Annotated in this window: 29 protein-coding genes; 12 read left to right on the top strand and 17 right to left on the bottom strand. The window is 74.5% G+C overall.

Going from position 1 to position 25489, the window contains the following annotated elements; all coding sequences use genetic code 11:
• Positions 1-9 precede the first annotated feature (9 nt).
• Together NR072_RS11250 and NR072_RS11245 are read right to left on the bottom strand one after the other, a co-directional pair.
• Positions 10-564 carry a TIGR03086 family metal-binding protein gene (locus NR072_RS11250; protein WP_135039907.1) on the bottom strand — a complete coding sequence of 185 codons (555 nt, stop codon included), beginning with the start codon at positions 562-564 and terminating at the stop codon, positions 10-12.
• Positions 565-574: 10 nt separating this feature from the next.
• Positions 575-1825, bottom strand: a complete 1251-nt coding sequence (locus NR072_RS11245) for a polysaccharide deacetylase family protein (protein ID WP_135039906.1) — start codon at positions 1823-1825, stop codon at positions 575-577.
• Between the two features lie 311 nt (positions 1826-2136).
• Here NR072_RS11245 and NR072_RS11240 point away from each other — a divergent pair, with 311 nt between their 5' ends.
• Positions 2137-2277, top strand: coding sequence for a hypothetical protein (locus tag NR072_RS11240; protein WP_167754980.1), 141 nt, complete (start codon positions 2137-2139; stop codon positions 2275-2277).
• Between the two features lie 29 nt (positions 2278-2306).
• Complete coding sequence (locus NR072_RS11235) at positions 2307-2837, top strand: SgcJ/EcaC family oxidoreductase (protein WP_135039905.1); 531 nt, start codon at positions 2307-2309, stop codon at positions 2835-2837.
• Positions 2838-2849: 12 nt separating this feature from the next.
• Here NR072_RS11235 and NR072_RS11230 read toward each other — a convergent pair whose 3' ends face one another.
• The 3 genes from NR072_RS11230 to NR072_RS11220 are packed head-to-tail and all read right to left on the bottom strand — an operon-like array spanning position 2850 to position 6661.
• Entirely contained in the window at positions 2850-3410 is a 561-nt protein-coding gene (locus tag NR072_RS11230; protein ID WP_020624718.1) for a GNAT family N-acetyltransferase, read from the bottom strand.
• Positions 3411-3416: 6 nt separating this feature from the next.
• Positions 3417-5876, bottom strand: coding sequence for a YhgE/Pip family protein (locus tag NR072_RS11225; RefSeq protein WP_256837278.1), 2460 nt, complete (start codon positions 5874-5876; stop codon positions 3417-3419).
• On the bottom strand, positions 5876-6661 hold the full coding sequence (locus tag NR072_RS11220; protein WP_256837277.1) for an ABC transporter ATP-binding protein: 786 nt from the start codon (positions 6659-6661) through the stop codon (positions 5876-5878). Before NR072_RS11220 ends, NR072_RS11225 begins: the two co-directional genes overlap by 1 nt.
• A 72-nt stretch (positions 6662-6733) precedes the next feature.
• Here NR072_RS11220 and NR072_RS11215 point away from each other — a divergent pair, with 72 nt between their 5' ends.
• Positions 6734-7342, top strand: coding sequence for a TetR/AcrR family transcriptional regulator (locus NR072_RS11215; protein WP_020624715.1), 609 nt, complete (start codon positions 6734-6736; stop codon positions 7340-7342).
• Between the two features lie 21 nt (positions 7343-7363).
• On the opposite strand, the gene NR072_RS11210 is transcribed toward NR072_RS11215, so the two are convergent.
• Entirely contained in the window at positions 7364-8131 is a 768-nt protein-coding gene (locus NR072_RS11210) for a sulfite exporter TauE/SafE family protein (RefSeq protein ID WP_060774821.1), read from the bottom strand.
• Positions 8132-8205: 74 nt separating this feature from the next.
• On the opposite strand from NR072_RS11210, the gene NR072_RS11205 reads away from it, so the two are divergent.
• Both NR072_RS11205 and NR072_RS11200 read left to right on the top strand, forming a co-directional pair.
• The gene (locus NR072_RS11205) at positions 8206-9480 is read left to right on the top strand and encodes an NAD(P)/FAD-dependent oxidoreductase (RefSeq protein ID WP_256837275.1); all 1275 of its coding nucleotides are present in this window, start codon (positions 8206-8208) and stop codon (positions 9478-9480) included.
• A gap of 12 nt (positions 9481-9492) precedes the next feature.
• Positions 9493-10182: a M23 family metallopeptidase gene (locus tag NR072_RS11200; protein WP_020624712.1), complete on the top strand. Its 690-nt coding sequence runs from the start codon at positions 9493-9495 to the stop codon at positions 10180-10182.
• On the opposite strand, the gene NR072_RS11195 is transcribed toward NR072_RS11200, so the two are convergent.
• Positions 10172-10681 (bottom strand): GNAT family N-acetyltransferase, encoded by a 510-nt coding sequence (locus tag NR072_RS11195; protein WP_044659331.1) that lies wholly within the window; start codon positions 10679-10681, stop codon positions 10172-10174. The genes NR072_RS11200 and NR072_RS11195 overlap by 11 nt on opposite strands.
• A gap of 72 nt (positions 10682-10753) precedes the next feature.
• Here NR072_RS11195 and NR072_RS11190 point away from each other — a divergent pair, with 72 nt between their 5' ends.
• A complete protein-coding gene (locus tag NR072_RS11190; protein WP_020624710.1) occupies positions 10754-11299 on the top strand; it encodes a GNAT family N-acetyltransferase in 546 nt (181 codons plus the stop codon).
• 35 nt (positions 11300-11334) lie between these two features.
• On the opposite strand, the gene NR072_RS11185 is transcribed toward NR072_RS11190, so the two are convergent.
• The 4 genes from NR072_RS11185 to NR072_RS11170 form a co-directional block, all read right to left on the bottom strand.
• Positions 11335-11547 (bottom strand): hypothetical protein, encoded by a 213-nt coding sequence (locus NR072_RS11185; protein ID WP_010079881.1) that lies wholly within the window; start codon positions 11545-11547, stop codon positions 11335-11337.
• Positions 11548-11682: 135 nt separating this feature from the next.
• Positions 11683-12798 (bottom strand): type I restriction endonuclease, encoded by a 1116-nt coding sequence (locus tag NR072_RS11180; RefSeq protein WP_036314529.1) that lies wholly within the window; start codon positions 12796-12798, stop codon positions 11683-11685.
• A 267-nt stretch (positions 12799-13065) separates the two neighbouring features.
• Positions 13066-13410 (bottom strand): hypothetical protein, encoded by a 345-nt coding sequence (locus NR072_RS11175; protein WP_010079880.1) that lies wholly within the window; start codon positions 13408-13410, stop codon positions 13066-13068.
• 99 nt (positions 13411-13509) lie between these two features.
• On the bottom strand, positions 13510-14748 hold the full coding sequence (locus NR072_RS11170) for a CdaR family transcriptional regulator (protein WP_036314531.1): 1239 nt from the start codon (positions 14746-14748) through the stop codon (positions 13510-13512).
• Positions 14749-14834: 86 nt separating this feature from the next.
• Between NR072_RS11170 and NR072_RS11165 the strand changes: the two genes are divergently transcribed.
• Both NR072_RS11165 and NR072_RS11160 read left to right on the top strand, forming a co-directional pair.
• Entirely contained in the window at positions 14835-15887 is a 1053-nt protein-coding gene (locus tag NR072_RS11165; RefSeq protein WP_036314533.1) for a ferredoxin reductase, read from the top strand.
• Between the two features lie 67 nt (positions 15888-15954).
• Positions 15955-17253 (top strand): acyl-CoA desaturase, encoded by a 1299-nt coding sequence (locus NR072_RS11160; protein WP_061873189.1) that lies wholly within the window; start codon positions 15955-15957, stop codon positions 17251-17253.
• 161 nt (positions 17254-17414) lie between these two features.
• Here the strand turns inward: NR072_RS11160 and NR072_RS11155 are convergent, their stop codons facing one another.
• The gene (locus NR072_RS11155) at positions 17415-17894 is read right to left on the bottom strand and encodes an SRPBCC family protein (RefSeq protein WP_051995337.1); all 480 of its coding nucleotides are present in this window, start codon (positions 17892-17894) and stop codon (positions 17415-17417) included.
• A 71-nt stretch (positions 17895-17965) separates the two neighbouring features.
• Entirely contained in the window at positions 17966-18220 is a 255-nt protein-coding gene (locus tag NR072_RS11150; RefSeq protein WP_020624868.1) for a glutaredoxin domain-containing protein, read from the bottom strand.
• 35 nt (positions 18221-18255) lie between these two features.
• Here NR072_RS11150 and NR072_RS11145 point away from each other — a divergent pair, with 35 nt between their 5' ends.
• A complete protein-coding gene (locus NR072_RS11145; protein ID WP_036318045.1) occupies positions 18256-19074 on the top strand; it encodes a spermidine synthase in 819 nt (272 codons plus the stop codon).
• A 15-nt stretch (positions 19075-19089) separates the two neighbouring features.
• On the opposite strand, the gene NR072_RS11140 is transcribed toward NR072_RS11145, so the two are convergent.
• The gene (locus tag NR072_RS11140; protein WP_036318042.1) at positions 19090-19599 is read right to left on the bottom strand and encodes a MarR family winged helix-turn-helix transcriptional regulator; all 510 of its coding nucleotides are present in this window, start codon (positions 19597-19599) and stop codon (positions 19090-19092) included.
• A gap of 24 nt (positions 19600-19623) precedes the next feature.
• On the opposite strand from NR072_RS11140, the gene NR072_RS11135 reads away from it, so the two are divergent.
• A complete protein-coding gene (locus NR072_RS11135) occupies positions 19624-20859 on the top strand; it encodes an MFS transporter (RefSeq protein ID WP_036318039.1) in 1236 nt (411 codons plus the stop codon).
• Between the two features lie 39 nt (positions 20860-20898).
• Here NR072_RS11135 and NR072_RS11130 read toward each other — a convergent pair whose 3' ends face one another.
• From NR072_RS11130 to NR072_RS11120, 3 genes are all read right to left on the bottom strand, one after another.
• Positions 20899-21930, bottom strand: a complete 1032-nt coding sequence (locus tag NR072_RS11130; protein ID WP_084786012.1) for a DMT family transporter — start codon at positions 21928-21930, stop codon at positions 20899-20901.
• Positions 21931-21947: 17 nt separating this feature from the next.
• Entirely contained in the window at positions 21948-22511 is a 564-nt protein-coding gene (locus tag NR072_RS11125; protein WP_036315598.1) for a GNAT family N-acetyltransferase, read from the bottom strand.
• A 92-nt stretch (positions 22512-22603) separates the two neighbouring features.
• Positions 22604-23179 carry a hypothetical protein gene (locus NR072_RS11120; protein ID WP_061867713.1) on the bottom strand — a complete coding sequence of 192 codons (576 nt, stop codon included), beginning with the start codon at positions 23177-23179 and terminating at the stop codon, positions 22604-22606.
• A gap of 248 nt (positions 23180-23427) precedes the next feature.
• Between NR072_RS11120 and trpB the strand changes: the two genes are divergently transcribed.
• Both trpB and NR072_RS11110 read left to right on the top strand, forming a co-directional pair.
• Positions 23428-24729, top strand: coding sequence for a tryptophan synthase subunit beta (gene trpB / locus NR072_RS11115; protein WP_197458574.1), 1302 nt, complete (start codon positions 23428-23430; stop codon positions 24727-24729).
• A 54-nt stretch (positions 24730-24783) separates the two neighbouring features.
• On the top strand, positions 24784-25485 hold the full coding sequence (locus tag NR072_RS11110) for a ZIP family metal transporter (protein WP_036337122.1): 702 nt from the start codon (positions 24784-24786) through the stop codon (positions 25483-25485).
• Positions 25486-25489 lie beyond the last annotated feature (4 nt).

The following is a 25489-nucleotide window of genomic DNA, read 5'->3' as shown; positions in this document are numbered from 1 at the left end:
GCCCGGGTCTCAGCCCCGACGGCCCAGGCGACCGAGCAGGCGGGCCTGCCGGTCGGCGTCGTCGGCCACGGGGACGGGCTCGCCCAGGATGCCGGGCGTGTAGGCGGCGTCGCCGAACAGCTCCAGCGACTCCTCCACGCAGTCGATCTCCGCGTCCGTGAACCGCGCGTCCACGCCCTGCGAGCGGGCCAGGTCCCAACGGTGCACGATCAGGTCGAACGCGTGGAAGCGGATCAGCGCCTCGCCCACGGTTATCTCCCCGAGCGCAGTCTTCATGGGCCGCATGATGAACTCCTCGTCACCGGCGAGGGCGGACATGGCGGCGGCGTGCTTGGCCCACTGGGTGGCCAGCTGCTGGCGGGAGCCGTCGAAGAGGGGCACCTCCCGGCCTTGGCGGGCGGCGAAGTCGCGCTGGCCGGCGATCACGTGGTCCAGCAGGTCCAGCGCGTCCCAGCCCTCGCACGGGGTGGCGGCGTCCCAGTCCCGCACCTCCCGGACGACGGCGGTGAACGGCTCGGCGGCCGCGTTCCAGCGGGCCTCGACTTCGGTGGCGGGGATGGACATGGTGCTCTCCTCAGGGTCGCGGGGTTCTCGGGGCCGCGGCGGGCGACGACGGCGCCGGGCTCGGCTTCTTCGGGCCGCGGATGGACTCGGGGCGGGCCGGGTCCAGGACGGACCGGGGGTCGAAGAACTCCTCCAGCACGGGCCGCTCGCCCGAGACGGCCGCGGCGAGGCTGATGCCGTCCACGTTGATGCGCGAGCCGCGGTAGTAGCCGGGCTCGAGCTGGCCCCACGCCTTGGAGGTGCCGTCCACGAGGAAGAAGGAGCGGTAGCCGAGCTCGCGGAAGTAGCGGTACCGCTCGTTGTCCTCCGTGTACGTGCCGGGGCCGGTGACGTCCGCGCCGAACGGGTAGATGAGCATGTCCGTGGGGCCGAGGATCGGCTCGACCTCCTCGTGCCAGTGCCCCATGTCGAACTCGAGCTCCTCCATGGTCAGCTTCGGCACCGTCCGGTGGCCCCACGTGTGGGAGGCGAACTCCCAGCCGCTGTCCTTGAGCGCGTCGGCGACCTCGGTGGCGGCCGCGACGTCGGCGTCGAACGTGGGGCTGTCCCCGAACTCGCGGGCCGAGGTGCGGTAGCCGAACACGCCGTCGTAGCCGGTCATGGCCAGCACGCCGCGGGCGCCGTTGAGGCTGAAGTCCGGGTGCTCGGCGAGGAAGTCGTCCAGGCGCGGGACGACGTCGAACGCCCCGACGTGCGTGGTGCCCTCGGCGTCCGTGTACTCGTTGCGGACGCGGCCGTCCTCGGCCACGATCAGGCGGTCCGCGAAGCCGTCGCCGTCCATGTAGAGGTAGTACGAGCAGTCGTCCAGGGAGAGGATCAGCGGGGTCCGGCCCTCGGGGACCATGAGGGTCTTCGGGCGGACGACGTCGTCCTCGCCCACCTCGTACAGCTCGTGCGGGGAGACCAGCACGTAGCCGCGCTCGTAGACCTGCCGGATGACGGCGTCGAACTCGTCCACCGTGACCATGAAGTCCAGGTAGCCGCCGGCCTTGTCGTCGCCGTCGAAGGCGCGGGCCGGGTCCACCACGAGGGAGTGGAAGAACAGGTGCGGAACCCGGGCCACGTCCGACCAGGCCACCGGTTCGCCGGCGGGCGGCGGACCAGCGGGGGCGGCGGAGGTGGGCGCGGACGAGGTCGGCACGGACGACGACGCCGCGTCCTCCCCGTCCTGCCCGCAGGCGGCCAGCAGTCCCGATCCGAGCAGGGCGGAACCGGCCAGGAGCAACTGTCGGCGGGTCGGCTGCGGCACGGGCGGGGGCATCGGGCACCTTTCTCCGGGGGCACCCATCATCCCAAGGCCGCCCGGCCCGAGACCACCCCTGCCGGGCGGGCGGGCGGAGGTGGGAACCGGCCGGGCATGGGAGGCCGGCCGGCGGCGGGGCTCGATCCGCCGTAGACGGCCCAGAGTGGTCACGCGGACGACCCGAGCTCGGCGCGGACCGTGTTCGACCGCTTCGTGTTCAGCAACCACATCCGCAGCTTCAGCGTCGACTGAGCCCTGGCTGGGAGGCACCTTCGACGCCCGCCGACGCATGCGCCCCTCGCGCCGTGCCGCATGCCACACTGGCGAGCGTGACCCGACGTCCGGATGCACCGTCCCCGGCCGACCCGCGCACGCGTGCGGCCCTGCGCGCCGTGCTCACGGTCCTGGCCGTGATGGCGGTGCTGTTCGCCGCCGTCGTGCTGATGCTGGCCTACGGGCCCGCCCGCTGAACCCGCCCTTCCCCGATCCAGGAGCAGCCATGTCCCCCGCGGACCCCACCGCCGACGTCGCGACCCGGCCGGCCGGCCCCGCCGCGGTGGCCGAGGCCTTCGCGGCCGCCTGGAACGCCGCCGACGCCGACGCACTCGCCGAGCTGTTCGCCGAGGACGCGGACTTCGTGAACGTGGTGGGCGTGTGGTGGACGCGGCGTCGGCAGATCCGGGTGAACCACGCGCTCGGCTTCCGCTGGATGTTCCCGGCCTCCCGGCTCGTGCTCGGTCAGGTGCGCGTGCGCGAGCTCGGGGACGTGGCGGTGGTGCACGCGCCGTGGACCATGACGGGGCAGACCGCGCCCGACGGCGACGAGGCCGGCGAGCGCACCGGCGTCCTGCTGCTCGTGGTGCGCCGCACCGAGGCCGGGGCGTGGGAGGCGGTAGCCGGGCAGAACACGGATTCCGTGCCCGGGGCCCAGACCCACCTGGCCGACGACGAGGGGCTCGCCGCGGTGCACTATCACCCGTCCGCGTGGTTCGACCCCGACGAGGACCCGGACGGCCCGGAGGCCTGCTGAGCGGCGACCGGCTCACGCCACCGTCAGCAGCCGCACCCAGTCGTCCTCGACCCGCTCCCCGCCGACCACGAACTGCCGCGCCCCGACCGTCTCGAAGCCGAGGCGCTCGTAGAACCGGTTGGCCCGTGCGTTCTGCGCGTTCGTGCCGAGCCACACGTGCCGGAACCCCAGCCGCCGCAGCCGCTCGACGCCGTCGTGCACGAGGGCCTCGGCCAGCCCGGTGCCGCGCCCCTCGGCGAGCACGTACAGCTTCGAGAGGTGGCCGGCCGGCACGTCGCCGAGCCGCTCCGTGACGGGTGCCTCGGGGGCCGCGGCGGTCTCGTACATGGCGTAGCCGAGCAGGGTCTCCGGGGCGTCGGCCGCGGCGCCCACGAGCACGATCCGCTCCGGGTCCGCGATCCACGCGGCCACGGCGGCCTCACTCAGGTGCAACGCGATGTGCGCCTCCACCGCGGCACGCGGCAGCGAGGCCGGGGAGGCGTCCGGGAAGGTGGCCGCGGCGATCGCGGCGATCGCGGGCGCGTCCTCGGGGCGGGCCGGACGGACGACGGCGGCGCGGGGTGCGGAAGTCATCCCCGCTCAGGCCTGCAGCGCGGGGTGCAGGTCCTTCATGCGGAACCGACGCCGGCGCCGCACCACGAGCACGTCCAGGGCGAGCGCCGCCGCCCCGATGCCCATCAGCACGACCACCGGCACCCAGAAGCGCTGGTCCGGACCGCCGGAGATCGCGTTGCGGAACGCCTCGATGGAGTAGCTCATCGGCATGAACGGGTGCAGCGCCTGGAAGAAGCCGGGCAGCACCTCGGCCGGGTAGGTGCCGCCGGTGGAGGCCAGCTGCAGGACCAGCAGGACCAGCAGCAGCGCCGAACCGGGGGTGCCGAGAGCCGTCTGCACCAGGTGCGCGATGAGGGAGAACACCACGGCCACGAGCACCGTCAGGGCCACGGCCCGCACCGGGTGCACGGGGGCCAGGCCCAGCGGCAGCGTCGCGGCGAGCATGAGCAGGCCGCCGCCCACGGCCACGATGCCCACGGGCAGCCACGCGGCCAGCGCGATCGCCACCGGGTTGCGGCGCCCGGCCAGCAGCCGCCCGCTGATGGGCCGCATGATGTTGAACGCGGCGATGCCGAACACCCACAGCGCGATCGAGAAGAACATCGGCGCCATGCCGCGGCCGTAGACCTCCGCGGAGTTGTCCACCTGCATCACGGCCTCCACGGGCCGGGACATCACCAGGGCGGCCTCGTCCCGCTCGTCCTCGGTCAGGGCGGGGACGCGGTCGACGCCGTCGGAGAGCCCGGAGGCGAGCTCGTGGGCGCCGTCGTCGAGGGTGCCGAGGCCGGTGTGCAGCTCCCCGGCGCCGTCCTGGAGCTGGGCCAGGCCGTCGTCGAGCTCGGTGGCGCCGGACTCCAGCTGGCCCGCACCGTCCTGCAGGGTCAGCGCCCCGTCGTGGAGCGCGGCGTTGCCCTCGGCGAGGGTGGTCGCCCCGTCCGTCAGCTCGCCGAGGCCGGACTGCAGCTCCCCGGCGCCGTCCTGGAGCTGAGCCAGGCCGCCGTCGAGCTCGGTCGCGCCGGAGCCCAGCTGCTCGAGGCCGTCCGCGAACCTCCCGGCGCCGTCGGCGAGGGAGTCGGCCCCGTCCTTCGCCGCACCGATCCCGCCCTGCAGCTTCTCCGCGCCCGCGGCCACGGCGTGGGCGCCGTCGTTGAGGTCCGTCAGATCCGCCTTGGCGGAGGCGGCGACGTCGTCCTCGACGAAGCCCTGGACGCGCTCGTTGGCGGCCGCGGAGGTCGCGGCGGCCTCCTCGGCGCGGCCGGCGACGGCGGTCACCCGCTCGTCCGCGCCGGTGAGCGCCTCCTGGAGCGCGGCGTACTGCTCGGACTCGGCGAGCGTCGGGTCCTCTTCGGCGAGCGCGGCCAGGGCGGCCTGCGCATCGGCGATGCGGGCGCCCGCGCCGTCCTCGGCCGTGCCGGCCACCTCGGCGACCCGCTGGACGTCCTCGTCCACCGCGGCGACGTCGGCGGCCACCGCGTCCTGGCGCTCGATCACCTGGTCCAGGCCGGGGACCACCGTGTCGTAGAGCTGCTGGGTGCCGTCGGCCACCTGCGTGGCGCCGTCGGTGAGCTCGGCCGATCCGGTCTGCAGCTGGGCCAGCCCGTCGGAGAGGTCCGTGGCGCCCTGACGCAGGGCGGGGGCGTTCTCGGCGAGCTGCCCGGCGCCGTCGGCGAGGGCCTGGGAGCCCTCGCGCGCCTGGTCGAGCCCGTCGGCCAGGCGGCCGGCCCCGTCCTGCGCGGACGCGGCGCCCTCGGCGAGTAGCTGGGCGCCGTCGTCGGCCTGGGCGGCGCCGTCCGCGAGGTCACCCGCACCCGTGGCGAGCTGGCCCGCGCCCTCGGCCAGCTTGCCGGAGCCGTCGTGGGCCTGGACGATCCCGTCCTCCAGCTGGCTCGCGCCGTCCTTCGCGGAGGCCGTGCCGTCGGCCAGCTGCGCGGCACCGTCGGCGGCGTCGACCATGCCCGACCGCAGCTCGCCGAGACTGGAGAAGACGGCCTCGAAGTACGCCTCGATCGCGGACCGGTTCACGGCGGCCTCGACCTTGGCCTGGCTCGCGTTCGTGACGGAGCCGATCACGAAGCCGTTGGCGTCGTCTCGGCGCAGGGTGATCTGCGCCTGCTGCGGTGTCCCGCCGCCCTCGGGGCTGACGAGGTCACGGCTGAGCTCGGCGGGGATCTCCAGGACGAGGTAGTACCGGCCCTCCCGCAGCCCCTCCTCGGCCTCCTCGCGCGTGGTCTCGCGCCAGTCGAAGGCGCGGTCGTCCTTGAGGCGTTCGGTCATGTCCGCGCCGGTGCGCAGCGTGGTGTCGCCGCGCTGGACGGGCTCGTCCTCGTTGACGATCGCCACCGGCAGCCGGTCCATGGCCCCGTAGGGGTCCCAGTTCGCGGACAGGTACAGGGCGCCGTAGATGGCGGGGACGAGGAAGATGAACAGCAGGGCGAGCAGGGGCAGGCCACGGCGGAAGCGTCGCAGCTCGTAGCGGAACAGCATCAGTTCTCCCGGACGGGGGGCAGGGTGAGGACGACGGCGTCGCGCGGCACGGGCGCGGAGGCCACGGCGCTCACCGCGAACGGGTGGCCGTGGTCCTTGAGGACGTCCAGGGCCGCGTGGAGCGCGACCAGCTCATCGATGGTCAGGGTGGCGTCCACGTCGTCGAAGGTGACGAGGCGGGCCGGGCGCAGGCAGGCGACGACGGCGGCCAGCAGCGCGCGATCGGGCGCGGACAGCTCCCCGACGACGGCCTCCGGCGCCACGCTCAGCCTCACCGCGTCCGCGAGGAGGGCGAAGCGCGCGCGGCCGGCGCGGCGGCGCACGCCGTCGGCGAGGCAGCGCTCGTCCACGACCTCGGCCGCGGTCAGCGCCGGCTCGAGCTCCACCACGTCGGTGGTGTGGGCGACGGCGGTGCGGGCACGGAGGGCGTGCGGGTGGCGCGCGGCGTCGATCGGGGGCCGGTACGCGCGGGCGGCGGGCCGCTCCGGCCCGTCCAGGGCGACGTCCACGGGGCCGCCGGTGAGCACGAGCTCGCCCCGCACGCCCTGCAGGCGCCCCGTGAGGGCGAGCAGCAGGGCCGAGCGGCCCGAGCCCTGGGTTCCGAGCACGGCCAGGTGGGTCTGCGGGGGCAGCACGAGGTCGAGGGGGCCGAACACCGGCCCGCGACCGCCGCGCAGAGTCAGACCGCGCGCCACGAGGGTGGCGGGCGGGAGGTCGTCGAGGTGCGCCGGGACGGGGGCGGGTCCGGGGCCATGGTGATCGGCGTCGGTGGGAGTGGAAGACATAGGCCCTCTTTGCCGAGTCGAGGCGGATTCAATACCATCGGTATTCAATACCATCGGCATCGAGAGGGCAACATGGCCACCCGACCCCGCCGCGAGGATGTCCGCGCGGCCATCCTCGACCACGCGGCCCGGGTGTTCGGACGGGAGGGCTACGCGCGCTCCTCCCTCGCCCGCATCGCGGCGGAGGCCGGCTACACGAAGGGCGCCGTCTATTCCGGCTTCGCGGGGAAGCCGGACCTCTTCGCCGCCGCCTGCACCGTCCAGTTCGAGCGGGCGACCACCCGAGCCATGGACGGCGTCGCCGACGCCCTGGACGACCCCGACCTGCCGCGCGAGGACCTGGTGGCCCGCGTGGCGGAGGCCCTGGCCGACGTCGTGCTCGAGACCACGGGCTCCTGGCCCCTGCTCCTCCACGAGTTCCAGGCCGTGGGCCTGCGCGAGCCCGCCGTGGGGAGAGCCTACCGGACGCTCACCGTCCGGCGGCGGGACTTCCTGGCCGGCCTGCTGCGCGAGCACCGCGTGCTGGCCGACGTCCCGGACGAGCAGGTCACGCACACCGCGGCCATGCTCCTGATGCTCGTGCACACGCTGTCGGTCGAGCGGCACCTGGCCCCGGAGGACCTGACGGTGGACGACGTGCGGGACACGCTGGCCGCGGCCGTGCGCTCCCTCCTGCCCTGACGCCCGCGCGCCGGCCCCGCCTCAGCCCAGGGCGCCGGCCACACCGCGCACCAGCGCCACCGTGCCCCCGACGCCGGCCAGGCAGATCGCGAGGACGCGCGCCTTCGCGGGGTCCACCCGGCGGGCCACCACCGAACCGAGCAGCACACCCAGCGGGCCGCCCGCCACCACGGCGACCCACACCGGCCACGGCACGTGCAGCCCCGCGGGCACGGCCGCGCCGAACAGCGACTTGGTGACCAGCGAGGTGAGATTGGCCAGCAGGAACACGGGCTGGAGGGTGGCCGCCCACGAACGCTGGTCCCACCGGCTCGCCACCGCGTAGACCGCGAGCGCCGGCCCGGCGATGCCCGCGGTGGTGTTCATGAACCCGGCGACGGCGCCGGAGGCGAACACGGCCCCGTTCCCCTGGGCGGTGAAGCGCTGCTGCAGGCCCAGGACGGCGGCCACGGCCACCAGCACGGAGGACCCCAGGAGGATCTCGAGGGCGTGGGCGTCCAGGACCCGCACCGCCCACGCCCCCGCGAACGAGCCGGCCACGAGCAGGGGTGCGAGGCGGACGAAGCGCGGCCAGTCCACGTGCCTGTGGAGCACCGCGAACAGCAGCACCGCGGACACCGAGGCGGCCACGTTGGACAGCGTCACCCCCGCCACCGGGCCCAGGAGCAGGGACAGCGTGGGTGCGGCGATCATGCCGACGCCCATTCCGCTCACCCGCTGGAGCGTGCCGCCCACGGTGATCGCGGCCAGCGCGACGACGGCCGGCAGCCACACCAGGGAGGGGTCCATGCGGGCAGTATGCCGGAGCCGGGGGTGCCCGTCGGCCCTGGCGCCCGCCCGTGACGGGTGCGCATGCTGGCCGTATGGCCCAGCACAGCTCCACCCCGTTCCCGCTCGTGATCGTGGGCAGCGGCCCCGCCGGCGTCAGCGCCGCCCGCGCCTACGTCGACGCCGGGGGACCCGGCCCCGTCCTCATGCTCACCTCGGACGTGGACCACCCCTACGAGCGCCCGCCGCTGTCCAAGGAGCTGCTGCGCGGCACCGCCGAACCCGAGCCGACGGTGCTGGACGAGCTGCCGGACGCCGTCGAGCTGCGCCGGGGCGTGACCGTCACCCGCGCGGACCTGGGGGTGCGGACGCTGTGGGCCGCCGAGGAGCCGATCCGCTTCGAGCGGCTCATCCTGGCCCTGGGCGCCCGTCCGATCCCCCTGCCGGACGTCGAGGCCGACGCCGAGGTGCACCTGCTGCGCTCCTTCGCCGACGCCCGCCGCCTGGTGACGTCAGCCGGGCACGCGCGCTCCGCCGTCGTGGTGGGGTCCGGGTTCATCGGCTGCGAGGCGGCGGCCTCGCTGGCGCTGCGCGGGGTGGAGACCACCCTGGTCACCCCGGATGAGGTCCCGCAGCAGAGACGGCTGGGCCGCGCCGCGGGCGAGCGGATCGCCGAGTGGCTGACGGGCGCGGGCGTCACGCTGCGCACGGGCGTGCGGGTGAGCGGCATCGAGGCCCCCCGGACCATCCACCTGGACGACGGCGTCACCCTCGCCCCGGACCTCATCCTCGCCGCGGTGGGCATCGAGCCCGGCGGCGGCCTGCTCGGGGGCACGGAGCTGACCGTCCACGAGGGACGGATCGTGGCGGACGAGCACCTGGCCGCGGCTCCGGGCGTGTGGGTGGCCGGGGACGTGGCCCGCGCCCACCACGCCGTGGCCGGCCGGCCGATCCCCGTGGAGCACTGGGGCGACGCCCTCGGCATGGGCGAGGTCGCCGGGCACAACGCGGCCCGCACCGAGGTCGGCGTGCCGGGCGGCGCCGGCCAGGCCTCCGTGCTGGCCCACGCGGCGACGGCGGACCCGGAGTCCCTGCGGCGGTGGGAGGCCGTGCCCGGGTTCTGGAGCACCATCGGCGAGCACACGCTCAAGCACGCCGCGTGGGGCGACGGCCACGAGCAGGCCCGCATGGTGGAGCGCACCGGCGGGTTCACTCTCTGGTACGGGTTCACTCTCTGGTACACGGACGCGCAGGACCGCGTGGTGGGCGTGCTGACCTACAACGCGGACGAGGACTACGAGCGCGGGCGGGAGCTGGTGGCGGGCCGGGATGCCGTGGGCGAAGGCCGGGGCCGTCCCGACCCTGCATGACAGACTGAGGGGATGACCACCCCGACCCCCGGCGCCGGCTCCCCGGGCAGCGGTGTGGCCGGGGGCGTGCTGGCCGCAGTGGGGGCGCTGGCCCTGATCGCGACCGTCCTGGCGCTGGTCCTCGCGTTCGGTCCGGCCGGCCGGGACGACGCCGGCGCGGGCGCCGAGCGGCGGCGCTGGAACGGCGGCTTCACCCCCGCCCCGCCCACGGTGAACACGCAGGGGTACGCCGAGCCCGTGCAGGGCCGCGTGACCTCCCGCTTCGGGCCCCGCCCCAACCCGTTCGGCGAGGGCGTGGTGCCCTCGGGGGTGTCCGAGGAGGCCCTGACCCGCCACGACGGCGTGGACCTCGGCGGGGTGCCGGAGGGCACGCCCTTCCACTCGGTGTCCGACGGCCGAGTCCTATTCGTGGAGGCCGGCGGGGACGCGGGCGGCAACCTGCTCGCCGTGGACGCCGGGGACGGCCACGTGTGGCGCTACCTGCACGCCGCCCCGGACTCCACCGTGGTGGACGCGGGCCAGCGCGTCTCCGCCGGGGACCACCTGGCCGGCGTCGGGCAGACCGGCGCCGCCACCGGCGTGCACCTGCACCTGGAGCTGCGCGTGGACGGCGAGCCGGTGGACCCGGAGGCCTACCTGGCCGAGCGGGGCGTGGAGCTCGGCGGCTCCTACCCGGAGCGGCGCCGCGGCCTCAGCCGGTGACCGGGCCGCCGCCGTCGTCCACGGACCCGGCCCAGCGGACCTCCCCGTCCACGACCTCGTCCGTCGGCGCCAGGCCGATCGCCTGGGCGACCCGCTGGGAGGCCGTGTGCTCGGGGTGGACATCCGCCACGAGGCGCCGCACCCCCCGGTCCCGCAGCTCGCCCTTGAGGAGGCCGGCGGCCTCCTTCGCCAGCCCGCGGCCCTGCCACGGCGTGCCGATCAGCCAGGCGATCTGCGTGGGTCCCCCGTCCACGGGGATGGTGGCCTGGACGTAGCCGACCGGCCGGCCCTCCGGCTCCAGCACCACGATCCAGTTGGCCCAGTCCTCCGCGCCGTCCTCGGAGCGACCGCGCGCGAGGATCGCGTACCGCTGCCGCAGCTCCTCCTCGCCCGGCGGCGTCCCGCCGGTGTACGTGTACAGGTCCGGGTCGGCGAGGACCGCGGCCATGGCCTCGGCGTCATCCACCCGCAACGGGCGCAGGGAGAGGGAATGCGGCATGGGCACAGTCGACCAGCCCGGCCCCGCGCAGACAAGAGGCGGGGCGCATCCGCCCGCCGCTAGCCTGGGCGCATGCCGCCCGCCCCCACCGCCCGTCTGCGCTTCCGCGAGATGGCCGACGCCGACCTCGACCACCTGGCCGGCCTCCTCGCCGATCCCGTGGTGATGCGCTTCTACCCCGCCCCGCGCACGCGCGCGGAGGCGGCGGCGTGGATCGCGGGCAACCGGCGCCGGTACGCGCAGGACGGGCACGGGCTGTGGATCATCGAGACCCACGACGACGGCGGGCCCGGCTTCGTGGGCGACTGCGGCCTGACGTGGCAGGAGGTCAACGGGGAGCCTCGCCTGGAGGTCGGCTACCACGTGCGGGCCGACCTGTGGGGGCGCGGCTACGCCACCGAAGCGGCCGCCGCCTGCCGGGACCACGCCCGGGACGTGCTGGGGCACCACGAGCTCGTGGCGATCATCCACCCGGAGAACACGGCCTCGCGCCGGGTGGCCGAGCGGATCGGGATGACCGTGGTGGGCGAGGACCGCACCGGCGCGCCCGAGGCCCGCGCGGCTCTGGGGCTCGAGGCGCGCACCGTGCTGGGGATGAGGCTCCGGCCGGGCGCGTGAGGCGCGGCCCGGCCGGACGTCTCAGCCCCGGTCGCTCACTTGGCGTGGCGGGCGAGCAGCTCGCGGGCGGCGTCCAGGCCGCCGGCCTCGACGTCGTAGGAGCCGGTGGACGCGTGGTGGGCCTCGACCGCGTCCGTGATCCGGTAGTGGTCCGGGTTGCCGGGCGGGTCGGAGGTCTCCAGCACGTGGATCAGGTAGGTCTCGCCGGCGGCCAGGGCCTGGCGGTCGTCGCGCTCGTGATGGGTCATGACGTCCTCTCGGGTCGGCGCCCGGCGGGTCTGTCCCACCGGGGCGTGCGCACCAGGGTGGCGCATCGACGGCGGCGGGGCACAGTCCTGCCCGCCCGCGGGCCGGATCCGGTCAGTAGGCGGGTCAGAGTCCGCTCAGGCCCCGACGTAGGAGCTGACGACGCTCCGCAGTGCCTCGGCGGATTCGTAGATGTCCTCCAAGTTCTCGAGGTCGGCCCGCGTCCTGTTCTTGTCCGCATCGAACAGCACCAGATATTTCACCTTCCCGTCGAAGTGAAGGCGCGCGATCGGCTTCCGATTGTTGTCGTCCAGGATGACGCTGCAGTACGAGGCTGCGTCGCGCATGTAGACGCGGTTCATCGGCACGATTCCGGCGAGAATCGCCTTGATGATGCGGAAACCCTCGATCTCCTCTTCGGTCGTCACGACGCCCGGCTTGAGCTGGCCCTCCTGACCGTTCTCCTCGTCGGACAGGACCGTCTGATCGCCGGTGGCCACGGGCTCAGCGGGAGCCGCCAGTACCGGAGCGACCTGGTCGCCCAGGGCAGTCTTCAGCCGCGCGTTGACGCGATCGTTGATGTACTGGCGCGCAGCCTCCTCGGTGAGCCGGGTGAAGGTCTCCACCGCCTTGGCGTTCATGTACCCGGAGTACACGCGCTTGGCGAGGACCTTCACCAACTCATCGCTCGGCGCAGCCATCTCGGCAGAAATCTCGCGCTTGATGGCCGATACGTACTTCAGCTCCTCGGCTGCGGCGATGACCGAGTCGAGATCGAAGGATCCCTTCGCCAGCTGCTCGAGCTTCGGCACGGTGACCGGGTCGATGTCCAGAAGATCGAGGACGAGGAACGGACGCTCGTCGAGGATGTTGGCCTTGTCGAGGTCCGTGTAGAAGTTCCACACCCGCCCGTTGGTGAGCACGCCGATCCGCGCTTCACTGGTGTGGAAGTAGCGCACCAGCTGGCTCGCGTGCGCCAGGGACAGCTCCGAGCCGACCTTCTTGGCCTCCACGAGGATGTTGACCTTCCCCTCCCGCATGATGGCGTAGTCGATCTTCTCCCCCTTCTTCAGGCCCAGATCTGCGACGAACTCCGGGACGACCTCCTGGGGATCGAACACGTCGTAGCCCAACACCTGCGAGATGAATGGCATGACGAGCGCGTTCTTCGTCGCCTCTTCCGTGTCCAGGGAGCTTGCGTAGTCGCGGGCTCGCCGAGCCACTTGCGCAAGCTTGTCCTCGAATTCAGTCATGCCGTTTCACCCATCCGTGAGTAGGAGCCGGACAGCCGGGAATCCGGCAGCCTCGCACGTCAGCGCCCGAAGGCCCGCCGCAGCTGTGTCGAAATATAACCCAGCTCACAAACACGCTACGGGGACCCTCGCAGGCGCTCCGTGGCCGGACCGCGGGATCGCCCGGAACGCGAGGCGGCCACGACGCGTCGCCTCTCACAGGAAGGAGACGGGGCGTCGTGGCCGCGTTCCGCGGGGGGCCGCCCTGTCAGGCGACGCCCGGCCGGCTCAGCGGTTGCCGGGGTGCTGCGGGTCGGCCGGGATGCCGCGGCTCAGGGGCTCCACGGGCGGGCCGCTCGTCTCCGGGGTCACGGGCGAGCCGGTGCGGGAGCCGCCGACCTCCGGGGTGTCCGGCACCTGATCGCCGGAGGGCTGGGCGCCGGAGCGCAGCGCCTCGAGCCGCGTCTCGAGGACCTGCACCACGGGCAGGCGGTCGCCGTGGGCGCGCTCGTAGGCGAGCAGCTGCTCCACCTGCGACTCGTCGAGGCCGGTGATCCGGGTCGGCAGCGTGCCGTTGGGGATGTGGTCGTAGTCCGGCAGGGGGAGCTCGTCGCGGTTCGGGGCGTTCGTCATGGCACTGTCCCTCTTCTCTCGTCGGGGTCCCTCGTCGGGATGCGTGGTCCACCCACGCTAGTGAAGGCCCCCGTCAGACGGCACCCCCTGCCGCCCCGCTCACCCGACCCCGTCCCGCCGCGCCCGCAGCACGATCTCCAGGTCGAACCGCGCGTCGGGGTCCTCGAGGGCCTCCCCGAACAGCTCGCGCAGCCGGCCCACCCGGTACCCCACGGTCTGGGGGTGCACGCCGAGCTCCGCGGCGATCGGCGCCCGCTGGCCCCAGTGCGTGAGCCAGGCGAGCAGGGTCTCCTCCAGCACCGCCCGCTTCGCCTCGCTCACCTCGTCCAGGGGCGCCAGCACGCGTTCGGCCAGCTGCGTCACGACGCGCGGCTCGGCCCCCAGCACCACGCGCGCCAGGTGGTCCGCGGCGAGGATCGGGGACGGGGCGCCGTCGTCGTCCTCCCCCTGCGCGGGCTCCGCCGTCCGGCCCGCCGCCTCCTGGACGGCCAGCGTGCGGGCCACCCGGTAGGAGTGGGGCACGAGCGGCCAGTCCACGGCCGGCCCGACGACGGCGGCCGTCCCCGCCAGCAGGCGCAGCATGCGCTCGCGGCGGCCCTGGGAGGGCGTCGCGTCGATCACGGCGACCACCTCCGAGTCCCGCTCCACCACGAGCCCGGCCCGGCCCAGCCTCTCCCGGACGGCGACGCCGGCGTCCGCGGGCAGCACCACCACCGCCAGCCGGCGCGGCAGCCGCCAGTCCGCGAGCGCGGCCAGCCGTTGCACCTCCTTCTCCTCGGTCCCGCCCCGGACCAGGGCGGTGGCGAGGGCGGCGCGGTGCAGCTCGAGCACGCCCGCCTGGGCGGACTGCGCCTCCGCGTACGCCTGGGCGCTGACCGAGGAGAGCTCGTCGATGTAGGCCCAGATGGACTCGCCGAGGTCGATCACCACGGACATGCCCATGCCGAGGTGGGCGCATTCGGCGGACAGGTCCCGGAACACGATCCGTGCGGAGGCCCGGTAAGCGCCGAGCAGGGCGTCCATCGTGCGGCCCTCCCGGAACTCCCCCGCGCCCAGGTAGGCCATGAGCGCCCGCGTCTCGGGGCTGAGCGCGGGACGGGCGGTGCCTGGCAGGCTCATCAGCTGCTCGAGCGCCGCGGTCACCCCGCGCGTCAGGTTCTCGCCGTAGCGGCCGTCCCGGGCGCTCACGTACGCCGGGATCTGCTCCGGCACCGTCTCGATGATGCGCTGCATGATGGCCGGGATCGCGGGGGCCAGCCGGCCGGGGAGGTCCGAAGGCAGGGACAGCCACGGCGGGTGCCAGTCGGTGCCGCGCGTCGGGGCGGGGGTTGAGGCCATGATCTTGTCTCCTCACGATGAATCCTGCGGGTCGATCGTACGTCCGACATGAAGAATCATGGCGCGCTGCGCCATAGCGTGGGGGCATGCCCGGCCCCTTCCTGCTCACCCGCCTGGTCACGACGCTCCTGCACCCGCTCACACCGCAGGACGTCCTCGGCCTGTTCGACCCCGTGCACTCCTCCCGCCAGCTGCGCGGGGTGGTCACCTCCGTCGCCCGCGCGACGCCCGGCGCCGTCACCATCGCGTTCCGTCCCGGACCGGGTTGGCGGGCCCACGACGCCGGCCAGTGGGCACGCATCGGCGTCGACGTGGACGGGGTGCGGCAGTGGCGCTCCTACTCGCTCTCCGCCCCCGCGGGCGCGGACCCGGAGATCACGGTGTCCGACATCGGCCTCGTCTCCGGCACGCTCGTGCGCCACACGAAGCCCGGCGACGTCCTCTTCCTCGACATCCCCGAGGGCGACTTCACCCTGCCGGACGAGCCGCGCCCGCTGCTCATGCTCACCGCCGGCTCAGGCCTGACCCCGGTGATGTCCATGATCCGCACGCTCGTGCCGACGCGCCGGGATGCCGACGTGGTGCTCATCCACTCCTCCCGCACCCCCGAGGACGCCCTGTTCCGCGAGGAGCTGGCCGAGCTGGCCGACCAGTTCCCGGGCCTGCGCGTGGTGCACCACCACACCGCGGAGGCGGGCCGCCTCGACCTCTCCTCCCCCGCGCAGCTCGAGGGCCTCTGCCCCGACTGGCGCGAGCGGGCCGCCTACGCGTGCGGGCCGGCCGGGTTCCTCGACGACGCCGAGGCCCTGTGGCGGCGCGAGGCGGCCGCGGACCTCACCATCGAGCGGTTCCAGGCCGACTTCGCCCCGGGCGTGGCGGGGGCCGGCGGCCGCGTGGTGTTCGAGCACGCCGACGTCGAGGTGGACGCCCCCGGCGACGTGCCGCTGCTCGTGGTGGCCGAGGACGCCGGCGTCGCCGCGCCCGCCGGCTGCCGCATGGGCATCTGCCACGCATGCCTCACGCCGCTGCGCTCGGGCCAGGTCACGGACCTGCGGACCGGACAGGTGCACGGCGAGCCCGGCGAACTGATCCAGACCTGCGTGAGCGCCGCCGCCGGCCCGCTGAGCCTCGGCCTGTGAACCTGACGCCCGGCCCGCGACCCGGGCCTCCCTGACCATCCCCGCCTCCCGCCCCCAGGAGCATCACATGACCCAGACCCCCACCGCCCCCGACCGCACCGGCGCCACCGCCCCGGACGATCTGGCCCTGGCCATCCCCGGCACCACCGTGCGCGGCCGCGCCGCCCGGGTCCTGCCGCAGGACCGCCCCGACACCACGAGCTGGGCTCCCCACACCGCCGAGTCCCGTGCCGCCACGTCCCGCTCCACCGCCGCCGCCACGACGCCGGGGCTGCCGGGCGTCGTCGGGAGCCCGGCGGTGCGCCCGCCCGGCGCCGCCCACCTGACGGACGCGCAGGTGGCCGAGCTGGGCCGTGAGCTGGACGCGATCCGCGACGACGTGCTCGCCCGCCGCGGCGCCTCCGATGCGGCCTACATCCGCCGCGTCATCCGCTGGCAGCGCCGGCTCGAGCTCGGCGGCCGCGCCCTCCTGCTCAACGCACGCCACCCCGCCGCGTTCGTGGCGGGCACAGCCATGCTCACGGTCGCGAAGATCGTGGAGAACATGGAGATCGGGCACAACGTGCTCCACGGCCAGTGGGACTGGATGCGCGACCCGGACATCCACTCCACCACGTGGGAGTGGGACTTCGTGACGCCGTCGCGGGCGTGGCAGAACACCCACAACGACCTGCACCACCGCTGGACCAACGTGGTGGGCAAGGACCGCGACGTGGGCTACAACGTCCTGCGCATGGACGAGTCCGAGCCGTGGCGGCCCCGCCACCTGCTCAACCCCGTGATCAATGCGGGGCTGGCGCCGATCTTCGAGTGGGGCATCGCCCTCTACGACCTCGAGCTGGACCGCGTGCAGAGCGGCGAGAAGTCCCGCGAGGAGCTGATGACGGATCTGCGCTCCGTGGGCGTCAAGGCGGCCCGGCAGTTCGCCAAGGACTACGTGGCCACGCCGGCCGTCGCCGAGGTGCTGACGGGCTCGGGCAAGGCCACGCTCGCGGGCACGCTGCTGGCCAACGGCCTGCGCAACATCTGGGCGCACGCGGTCATCTTCTGCGGGCACTTTCCGGAGGGTGCGGAGACGTTCTCCGAGGAGATGGTGGACGGCGAGACCCGCGGCGACTGGTACGTGCGGCAGATGATCGGCTCCGCGAACATCTCCGGTTCGAAGCTGATGCACTTCATGACCGGCAACCTCTCCCACCAGGTGGAGCACCACCTGTTCCCGGACCTGCCGTCCAGCCGGTACGCCGAGGTGGCGCCCAGGGTCCGCGAGATCTGCGCCCGCTACGGCCTGCCGTACACGACCGGCCCGCTGCTGCGGCAGGTGGGCTCCGCGTGGAAGAAGGTGTTCCGGCTGGCGCTGCCGTGAAGCGGCGCACGACGGGGCAGACCACGTCGGCACCGTCCCGCGCCCGGGCCGGGGCCGGGGCCGGGGCCGGATCTTCTGCGGATCTGACCCTTCTGGCCGCCGGTTCGGCCGTCAGAAGGGTCAGAACCGCAACGGATTCCGTATGAGCCGAGGCAGGCCGGTCAGCCCTGGCGCTCGGCCAGCTCCGCGAGCCGGTCGATCGACGCGCGGAGCTGCTCTTCGCCGGTCCGCAGCGCCTTCTGGATGCGCTTCGGGTCGGCGAGCCGCGTCCAGTCATAGGTGTGGGTGACGCGGCAGCCGCCGTCGTCGTCGCCGTCGACCTCCCACCGCCACAGCTGGCCGAACGGCTCCCCGCCGACCTCGGAGGGCTTCCAGGCGATGCGACGGCCCTCCTCGAACTCGACCACGTGGTTCGCGCGGTCCACGCCCTTCTGCAGGGTCATGACGAACACGTCCCCGACGGCGGTCACCCGCTGCCCGGGGGCGGCCTCGGCCAGGTTGTCGTTGCCGTCCCACTCGGGCTGGCGGGCCGGGTCCGCGATCAGCTCGAAGACGACGCCGGCCGGCGCGTCGACGTGACGGGTCGCGGACACGACGCGGTCCTCGGGGGCGGGCAGGGCGGTCTCGTCGATGTGCTCCATGGGGAGAGCGTAGACCCCGGTGCGCGCCCACCGAGAGCGCCGGCGGGGCTCGCGCCGGGGGCGGCCCGACCTCAGATCAGGCCCAGCGCGGTGAGCTTGGCCGCGGTCTCCTCGTTGGTCGGCTCCACCTGGTGGTCGCCGTCGGGGAACACGACCACGGGGATGTTCTTCCGGCCGGAGATCCGCTCGGCGGCATCGGCCTGGGCCGGGTCGGCGACGAGGTCCACGTAGTCGTAGGCGACGCCGAGCTCGTCGAGCTGGCGCTTGGTGCGCAGGCAGTCGCGGCACCAGTCGGCGCCGTAGACGGTGAGGACGTTCTGACTCATCCGTCCAGCGTACTGAGGGGTGGGATGCTGGGGGCATGCCCGCCCAGCCCTCCCCCTCCGGCCGCACCGTCCACCTGTCCACGTCGGGCGTGGACGCCCGCATCGCCCCCGACGAGTTCGGCGGGTTCGTCCTGGAGATCGGCGGGGCCGTCCAGTCCCACGTGGACCTGGCCGACCCCTTGCGCATTCGCTACGAGTACCTGCGCCGCATGGCCCACGTGCTCGACGGCGTCGCTCCGGCGGGCGCGCCGGTGCGGGTCCTGCACCTCGGCGCGGGCGCGCTGACCCTGCCGCGCTACCTCCAGGCGACCCGGCCCGGCTCGGAGCAGACGGTGGTCGACCTGGACCGGGAGCTCGTGTCCTTCGTGCTCGCCGAGCTGCCCCTGCCGGCGGGCACGGACCTCGTCTCCGTGGTCGCGGACGCGCGCCTGGCCGCCGTCGACCTCGCGCTGGACGGGGAGCGGTTCGACGCCGTCGTGCTGGACATCGGCACCGGCGAGGAGGGCGCCGAGCACCTGCGCGGCGCCGTGTTCTACGGGGAGCTGCTCGAGCTGCTGACGGCGGGCGGGGTGCTGCTGGTGAACATCGGCGACGACGCCGGCCTGCGCTTCCTGGGCGCCGAGCTGGGCGCCCTCGAGGAGGCGGCCGCCGAGGCCGGGGTGCCCGGCCCGTGGACGCTCGCGGACCAGGGGATGCTGGAGCGCCTGGACTGGGGCAACGTCGTGCTGGCCGCGGGGGCGCCGCTGGGAGAGGCCGGCTGCACGGAGCGCCTCGCCGCGGCGGGGCCGCATCCGGCGGCCGTGCTGGACCCGGCGGAGTCGGCCGCGCTGGCCGACCGCATCCGTCGCGCCTGAGGGCGGGCGCGGTGCTCAGAGCCGGGGGTCCTCCGCACCGGGGCCCGTCTGCGGTCGGGGCCACGGGTGGCCCCGGCGCTCCTCCGCCCCCTCGTTGAAACGCCGCAGGAGCCTGCTGAACTCGACGACGTCCTCGGCGGGCCAGGAGGAGACGATCTGCGCCACGTTGTCCGCGCGGGAGCTCAGCTCCGCGGCGAGGCGGGCGCGTCCCTCCTCCGTGGGACGGTGCAGCCGGGCGGAGCCGCCGTCGGGGTCCACCACCCGCTCGACGAGGCCGGCCTTCATGGCGGCGGCCACCTGCCGGTGGACGGTGGAGACGTCGAGGTCGAAGGCCTCGGCCAGCTCGGCGATGCTCATGGCCCCGCCCGCCTCCAGGCGGGCGAGCAGCACGGTGGCGCTGCGCTCCAGCGCGCTCGACCGGCCGTAGGGGGCCACCCCCTGCGTGGCCACCCGCAGCAGGAGCATGTGCTCGTACATGATCCCTTCGACCGGGTCGACCCACGCCCCCTCAGATGATTGCATCATGCAAACGATGCTACCTTTTGCATCATGCAAATCGCCGAGCAGGAACGCATCGCCTCCCCCACCTTCGTCCTCGCCTGGGTGGTCTCCTTCCTCCAGTTCCTCGCGTTCTACGCCCTCGTCACCACCATGGCCGTGTACGCGGTCCGGCAGTTCGCCGCCTCGGACGCCGGGGCGGGGCTGGCCTCGAGCGCCTTCGTCATCGGCGCCACCCTCAGCCGCGTGGTCACCGGCCACGTGGTGGACCGCTTCGGCAAGCGCCGCGTCCTGGTGGTGGCCCTGGTCGCCGTCGCGCTGTCCTGCACGCTCTACCTCGTCGCCTCCTCGCTGCCGGCCCTGGTGGCGGTGCGCATGCTCCACGGTGCCAGCTACGCCTTCGCCAGCACCGCCGTCATGGCCCTGGCCCAGGCGGCCATCCCCGACGGGCGACGCGCGGAGGCCACCGGCCACCTCGCGCTGGGCACCACCCTGGCCACCGCGATCGGCCCCGCCCTGGGGCTCTTCCTCGCCGGCTCCATCGGCTACGTGTGGCTGTTCCGGGCGACTCTGGGGATCACGGTGGTCAGCCTCGTGCTGGGCCTGCTGGTGCGCGAGGCGCCCGCCGCGGCGGGCGTCGACGGCGAGCGCGCCGCCGGCGAGGTCCCCCTGGAGCACCCCGCCCCCGCGGTGGGCTTCCGCCTGCGCTCCGTGCTGCACCCGGCGGTGCTGCCGATCAGTGGCTTCATGCTGCTGGTGGGCCTGAGCTACGCCGGGATCCTCACCTACCTGAACGCCTACTCGGTGGAGCGCGGGCTCACGGCCGGCGCCGGCCTCTTCTTCCTGGCCTACGCCGCGGCGATGCTCGTCATGCGCCTCACCCTGGGCACCCTGCAGGACCGCCGGGGGGACGACGCCGTCGTCTACCCCGCGCTCCTCTGCTTCACGGCCGCGCTCCTGGTGCTGGCCTTCGCCACGCGCGACTGGCAGGTGGTGCTGGCCGGGGCGCTGAGCGGCCTCGGCTACGGCACGCTCATGCCCGCGGCCCAGGCGATCGCCGTGAACGCGGTGCCCTCCCACCAGCTCGGCGCCGGCATCTCCACCCTCATGCTGTTCGCGGACGTGGGGCTGGGCCTGGGCCCCGTGCTCCTCGGCGGACTCGTGGCCTCCGCCGGCTACGGCGCCATGTACGCGGCCCTGGCGGGTGTGCTGGTGATCGCCGCCGGGTACTACTTCGTGATGCACGGTCGCCGGCACGGGCGGCGGGGGACCGTGGCCCGCGCCTGAGTCCCGCGCGGTGACCGCGGGCTGTCGCCGCGGGCGGCGCTACCGGCGCCGCGCCGGCCAGGACGCAAGCGTGACGGCGGCGAGGGCGCCCAGGGTGCCCAGCACCGTCGTCGTGGTGACCGTGGATCCGTCGGTGGGGGCCACCAGGTCCACCATGAGGGAGCCCAGGAGGTTGCCCGAGACCAGGCCGAGGGTGGCGGCGAAGACGCCCAGGCGCGGGACGACCATGGCGCCCACCCCGATGAATACGCACCCCAGCGGGCCGCCGAAGTAGAGCCGCCAGTCGTGCGGCAGCGCGGGCATGCCGTGGCCGGAGGCCAGGACGATCCCGCCCCACACGATCCCGAGGAAGAGGACGCCGGCGGTGAAGTTGACCAGGGTCGCCGGGATGGCGGTGCCGTAGGCCGTGGCCTGACGGGCGTTGAACACCTGCTGTCCGGCGGTGGCCAGGCCGGCCAGCAGGGGCAGCAGGGCCAGCAGCGCCCAGCCGGGCCCGCCGCCGGCCTCGCCGAGCTTGGGCCACACCACGAGGGCGACCGCGGCCAGGGCGAGCGCCGCCCCCGTGAGGCGCCGCGGCGTCAGGCGCTGCACCCCGGCGGGGCTGAGCCCGAGCCGGTCCACGACCATCCCGCCGACCACCTGCCCGGTGACCACGGCGACCGTGAACACGGCCACGCCGAGGGGGCCGATCGTCGCGGACTGGGTGAGCACCAGGAGTCCGCCGATCACGCCCGCCACCGCGTACCACGGGCGCACGGACCCCGCGGCGAGGGCCGGGCGGATGCGGGCCAGGCCCCGGCGGCCCCGCGGCGTCAGCACGCTCACGAGCACCATGACGACCAGGCCCGCCGCGAAGGAGCACAGCGCGGCGAGGACGGGGTCGCCCGTCAGGTGGGCGAGGCGGGAGTTGATGCGGCCCTGCAGCGGCATCACGGAGCCGGCGGCCACCGCGAGCGCGAACAGCAGGGCGGTCGCCCGCGGGGAGGGGGCGTCCGGGCGGGCGGCGACGTCGGCCGGGTGGGGGCGGGCGGGTCCGCGCTCGGCGGACGGGGCAGAGGGTTCGGGTGGCATCCCCCCGTTGTACACCTCTAGGCGGCCAGGCGCGCCTCGAGCCCGGCGCGCACCGCGGGCCATTCCTCGCGCACCACGCTGAAGTAGTCGACGTCGGCGATCGTCCCGTCTGCCGCCGGGCGGAAGCGGCGCAGAGTGCCCTCGAACGTCGCCCCCAGGCGGGCGATGGCGGCGTGTGAACGGGCGTTGCGGTGGTCGCAGCGCAGGGCCACCCGCTCCAGTGCCCATTCCTCGAACGCGTGCCCGAACAGCAGCAGCTTGCAGCCGGGGTTCACGGAGGTGCCCCACACCCGACGGGCGTAGACCGTGTGCCCCACCTCCACCCGCAGCCCGGGCACCAGGTCATAGAGGCTCGTGCGCCCCACCAGCTCCCCGCCCTGCTCGACGGCGAAGGCGAAGGTGCCCTCCCGCTCGATCAGCTCGGCGAGGTGCGCGGACATGGCCGCGCCGTCCACCGGCAGGGGCGCGCTGTTCCCCGCCCACATAGCCGCGTCGACGAGCTCGCGCAGGGCGGGGCCGTCGTCGGGGGCAAGGGGGCGCAGGGTGAGGTCCCCGCGGGTGAGGACGATCTCGTGCTTCATGCACCCATCCTGTCAGCGGACTCGGGGTGATCTCCCGGCGCGACGAGACCGAGCGCCACGGACGAGGGCGTCGCCTCCGGCGCCCGGCCGGCTCAGAGCGTGGCGGAACGGCGGGCGGAGGCCCTCATGGCCGCGACCCGCTGCGCCACGGGGGCCGCCAGGGCGCCCGGCTGCAGGGCCGGGGCGAGATCGGCGGCCACCTCTCGGGCGACCCCCTCGAGGGCGGAGGCGTCCTGGGCGACCCAGGCGCGCAGCGTCAGGTGCTCCCGCATCCACGCCGTGAGCGTCTCCTCGGACTCCGGAGTCAGGGCGAAACCCTCCCCCGCCGCACCCGGGCTGGTGCGCTCCACGTCCAGGGCGAGCACGTCCCTGAGCAGCGCGGCCAGGCCCTGGCGCAGCGGGGAGGCGCCGGTGCGGCCGGACTGGAAGGCGACGCGGACGTCGCGGTCGCGCAGGCCGTGCGGCGCCGCCGTCACGGCGAGCAGGCCGGTGTGCTGCGCGGGCAGGCCGAGGGCGGCACGGGCCGCGTCGTCGGCGACGACGGCGACCACACCCGGCAGGCTTGGGGCCTCGGCGAGGAACGTCTCGTAGGACACACCGGGCATCGCGGCCAGCACAGCGGCGGCCTCGGCGGTCAGGGACTGGGTGTCGACGGTGGTGACGGTCATGGATCCAGGGTGAATCGCGATTCACTGAGATGGGGAGCCGCGTCCACATTATGAGATTTGTAGCCACATGGTGAGACTCACGCCTGCCCCGACGTGCAGTACGCTGGCCCCATGCAGATGCACGCGCAGCAGTGGTGGACCGCCTGAGGGCGGCCCCGGTCATGCGCATCTGACACGACGAGCCGCTCGCCTGCCGGGCGGCTCCGTCATGAGCGGCTCCGGCGGGCCCCATCCCAGGAGGACCCCCGATGACCCACCGCAACCCCGAGGACAACGCCCTGAGAGGCGCCCCCGAGCCCCGCACCCTCGCCGAGGCCTGCGACCTCGTCACCACCCCGGACCTGGACGTCTCCGCGGACGGCATGTTCGGCCAGTATGGCGGCGCCCACCTGCCCCCGCAGCTGGCCGGCCCCATGGCCGAGGTCGCCCGCGCGTACGCCGAGGCGCGCCAGGACCCCGAGTTCTACGCCGAATACCGACGCCTGCTGCGCGACGCCGTCGGGCGCCCCTCCCCCCTGACCCCGCTGGACCGCCTCTCCGACGAGCTCGGCGGCGCACGGATCGTGCTCAAGCGCGAGGACCTGAACCACACGGGCGCCCACAAGATCAACCACACGATCGGCGAGGCGCTGCTCGCCAAGCGCATGGGCAAGCGCAGCCTGATCGCGGAGACCGGCGCCGGCCAGCACGGCGTGGCCCTGGCGACGGCGGCCGCGATGGTCGGCCTCGACTGCGAGATCCACATGGGTGCGATCGACGTGGCCAAGCAGCACCCCAACGTGGTGCGCATGCGCCTGCTCGGCACGAAGGTGGTCTCGGTGGAGCGCGAGGGCCGCTCCCTGAAGGAGGCCGTGGACTCGGCGTTCGAGGTGTACGCGGCGGACCCGGAGAAGTACCTGTTCGCGATCGGCTCCGTGGTGGGACCGCACCCGTTCCCCACGATGATCCGCGACTTCCAGTCCGTGGTCGGCCGCGAGGCCCGCGCCCAGTTCCAGGAGCGGTTCGGGGCGCTGCCGAGCGCCGTCGTCGCCGCGGTGGGCGGCGGCTCCAACGCGATCGGCGCGTTCACCGCGTTCCTCGACGACGCCGACGTCGCGCTCGTGGGCGTCGAGCCCGGCGGCCGCTCCGCGACCAAGGGCGAGCACGCGATGACCATGACCCAGGGCCGCGACGGCGTCCTCCACGGCATGGCCACCCTCGTCCTCGCCGACGACGACGGCACCCCGGATCCCGTGCACTCGATCGCCTCGGGCCTGGACTACCCGGGCGTCGGTCCACAGCACGCCCACTTCGCGAGCGTCGGCCGCGTCCGGTACGTGGCCGAGGACGACGCGGCCGTGCTCGACGCGTTCCAGCGGCTCACGCGGCTCGAGGGCGTCATCCCCGCGCTCGAGTCCGCGCACGCCGTGGCGCACGCGATCCGCCTCGCCCCGCAGATGGGCCGGGACGCGCGGATCCTGGTCAACCTCTCCGGCCGCGGAGACAAGGACGTGGACTACGTGGCCGAGAAGCTCGGGCTCACGGGCGAGGCGGACGAGGTCGTGCGGTGAGCTGAGGCGGCGGCCCGGCGTCGCCCCCGGTCAGCGCGTAGCCTGGCTGCCGTGATGACCCTGATGTGGGGCGCGGTCGCCGCGTCCTCCCTGCTCGTGGGCGCCGTCCTGGCGACCCTGCGCCGCTGGCACATGGGCACGATCGGACTCGTGCTCGCCTTCGGCGCCGGCGCCCTGATCGCGTCCGTGTCCTTCGAGCTCGCGGAGGCGGGCGTGCAGGCGGCCGGACCTGCCGCCGTCGGCATCGGGTTGACGCTCGGCGCGGCCGCCTACTTCCTCGGCGACCGTGCGGTGGAGCGCTCCGCCGCGAGGTCCGGGGGCTCGTCCTCGGGTGCGGCGCTGACCGTGGGCGCGCTGCTGGACGGCATCCCGGAACAGCTCGTGCTGGGCATCGGGCTGGTCGCGGGCGAGGGCGTGTCCCTCGCGCTGCTCGTGGCGATCTTCATGTCCAACCTGCCCGAGTCCATCGCCGCCACGGCCGACTCCCTCGACGGCGGCAAGACGCGCCGCCACCTGCTGATCCAGTGGTCGCTCGTGGCGGTGGTCTGCGCCCTGGCGACGTGGGGCGGCGGGCTGATCGCCGACGTCGCCTCCCCTGCCCTGACCGGCGGCATCCAGGGCTTCGCGGCCGGCGCCCTGCTGGTCATGCTGATCGACACGATGATCCCCGAGGCTCGCGAGAAGGGCGGGGAGAAGGCCGGGCTGCTCACCGTGGTCGGCTTCGCGCTCGGCGCGTTCCTGTCCCTGGTGGTGTGACCGC

The organism is Micrococcus sp. Mcc89 (genome assembly GCF_024519795.1).
GTDB lineage: Bacteria > Actinomycetota > Actinomycetes > Actinomycetales > Micrococcaceae > Micrococcus > Micrococcus luteus.
The sequence above is the reverse complement of the archived record's forward strand: the minus strand, read 5'-3'. Positions and strand labels throughout refer to the sequence as shown.

Coding starts and splice junctions, on each gene's coding strand:
- NR072_RS11250 (WP_135039907.1), bottom strand. CDS start 564: ATGTCCATCCCCGCCACCGAAGTCGAGGCCCGCTGGAACGCGGCCGCC.
- NR072_RS11245 (WP_135039906.1), bottom strand. CDS start 1,825: ATGCCCCCGCCCGTGCCGCAGCCGACCCGCCGACAGTTGCTCCTGGCC.
- NR072_RS11235 (WP_135039905.1), top strand. CDS start 2,307: ATGTCCCCCGCGGACCCCACCGCCGACGTCGCGACCCGGCCGGCCGGC.
- NR072_RS11230 (WP_020624718.1), bottom strand. CDS start 3,410: ATGACTTCCGCACCCCGCGCCGCCGTCGTCCGTCCGGCCCGCCCCGAG.
- NR072_RS11225 (WP_256837278.1), bottom strand. CDS start 5,876: ATGCTGTTCCGCTACGAGCTGCGACGCTTCCGCCGTGGCCTGCCCCTG.
- NR072_RS11220 (WP_256837277.1), bottom strand. CDS start 6,661: ATGTCTTCCACTCCCACCGACGCCGATCACCATGGCCCCGGACCCGCC.
- NR072_RS11215 (WP_020624715.1), top strand. CDS start 6,734: ATGGCCACCCGACCCCGCCGCGAGGATGTCCGCGCGGCCATCCTCGAC.
- NR072_RS11210 (WP_060774821.1), bottom strand. CDS start 8,131: ATGGACCCCTCCCTGGTGTGGCTGCCGGCCGTCGTCGCGCTGGCCGCG.
- NR072_RS11205 (WP_256837275.1), top strand. CDS start 8,206: ATGGCCCAGCACAGCTCCACCCCGTTCCCGCTCGTGATCGTGGGCAGC.
- NR072_RS11200 (WP_020624712.1), top strand. CDS start 9,493: ATGACCACCCCGACCCCCGGCGCCGGCTCCCCGGGCAGCGGTGTGGCC.
- NR072_RS11195 (WP_044659331.1), bottom strand. CDS start 10,681: ATGCCGCATTCCCTCTCCCTGCGCCCGTTGCGGGTGGATGACGCCGAG.
- NR072_RS11190 (WP_020624710.1), top strand. CDS start 10,754: ATGCCGCCCGCCCCCACCGCCCGTCTGCGCTTCCGCGAGATGGCCGAC.
- NR072_RS11185 (WP_010079881.1), bottom strand. CDS start 11,547: ATGACCCATCACGAGCGCGACGACCGCCAGGCCCTGGCCGCCGGCGAG.
- NR072_RS11180 (WP_036314529.1), bottom strand. CDS start 12,798: ATGACTGAATTCGAGGACAAGCTTGCGCAAGTGGCTCGGCGAGCCCGC.
- NR072_RS11175 (WP_010079880.1), bottom strand. CDS start 13,410: ATGACGAACGCCCCGAACCGCGACGAGCTCCCCCTGCCGGACTACGAC.
- NR072_RS11170 (WP_036314531.1), bottom strand. CDS start 14,748: ATGGCCTCAACCCCCGCCCCGACGCGCGGCACCGACTGGCACCCGCCG.
- NR072_RS11165 (WP_036314533.1), top strand. CDS start 14,835: ATGCCCGGCCCCTTCCTGCTCACCCGCCTGGTCACGACGCTCCTGCAC.
- NR072_RS11160 (WP_061873189.1), top strand. CDS start 15,955: ATGACCCAGACCCCCACCGCCCCCGACCGCACCGGCGCCACCGCCCCG.
- NR072_RS11155 (WP_051995337.1), bottom strand. CDS start 17,894: ATGGAGCACATCGACGAGACCGCCCTGCCCGCCCCCGAGGACCGCGTC.
- NR072_RS11150 (WP_020624868.1), bottom strand. CDS start 18,220: ATGAGTCAGAACGTCCTCACCGTCTACGGCGCCGACTGGTGCCGCGAC.
- NR072_RS11145 (WP_036318045.1), top strand. CDS start 18,256: ATGCCCGCCCAGCCCTCCCCCTCCGGCCGCACCGTCCACCTGTCCACG.
- NR072_RS11140 (WP_036318042.1), bottom strand. CDS start 19,599: ATGATGCAATCATCTGAGGGGGCGTGGGTCGACCCGGTCGAAGGGATC.
- NR072_RS11135 (WP_036318039.1), top strand. CDS start 19,624: ATGCAAATCGCCGAGCAGGAACGCATCGCCTCCCCCACCTTCGTCCTC.
- NR072_RS11130 (WP_084786012.1), bottom strand. CDS start 21,930: ATGCCACCCGAACCCTCTGCCCCGTCCGCCGAGCGCGGACCCGCCCGC.
- NR072_RS11125 (WP_036315598.1), bottom strand. CDS start 22,511: ATGAAGCACGAGATCGTCCTCACCCGCGGGGACCTCACCCTGCGCCCC.
- NR072_RS11120 (WP_061867713.1), bottom strand. CDS start 23,179: ATGACCGTCACCACCGTCGACACCCAGTCCCTGACCGCCGAGGCCGCC.
- trpB (WP_197458574.1), top strand. CDS start 23,428: ATGACCCACCGCAACCCCGAGGACAACGCCCTGAGAGGCGCCCCCGAG.
- NR072_RS11110 (WP_036337122.1), top strand. CDS start 24,784: ATGACCCTGATGTGGGGCGCGGTCGCCGCGTCCTCCCTGCTCGTGGGC.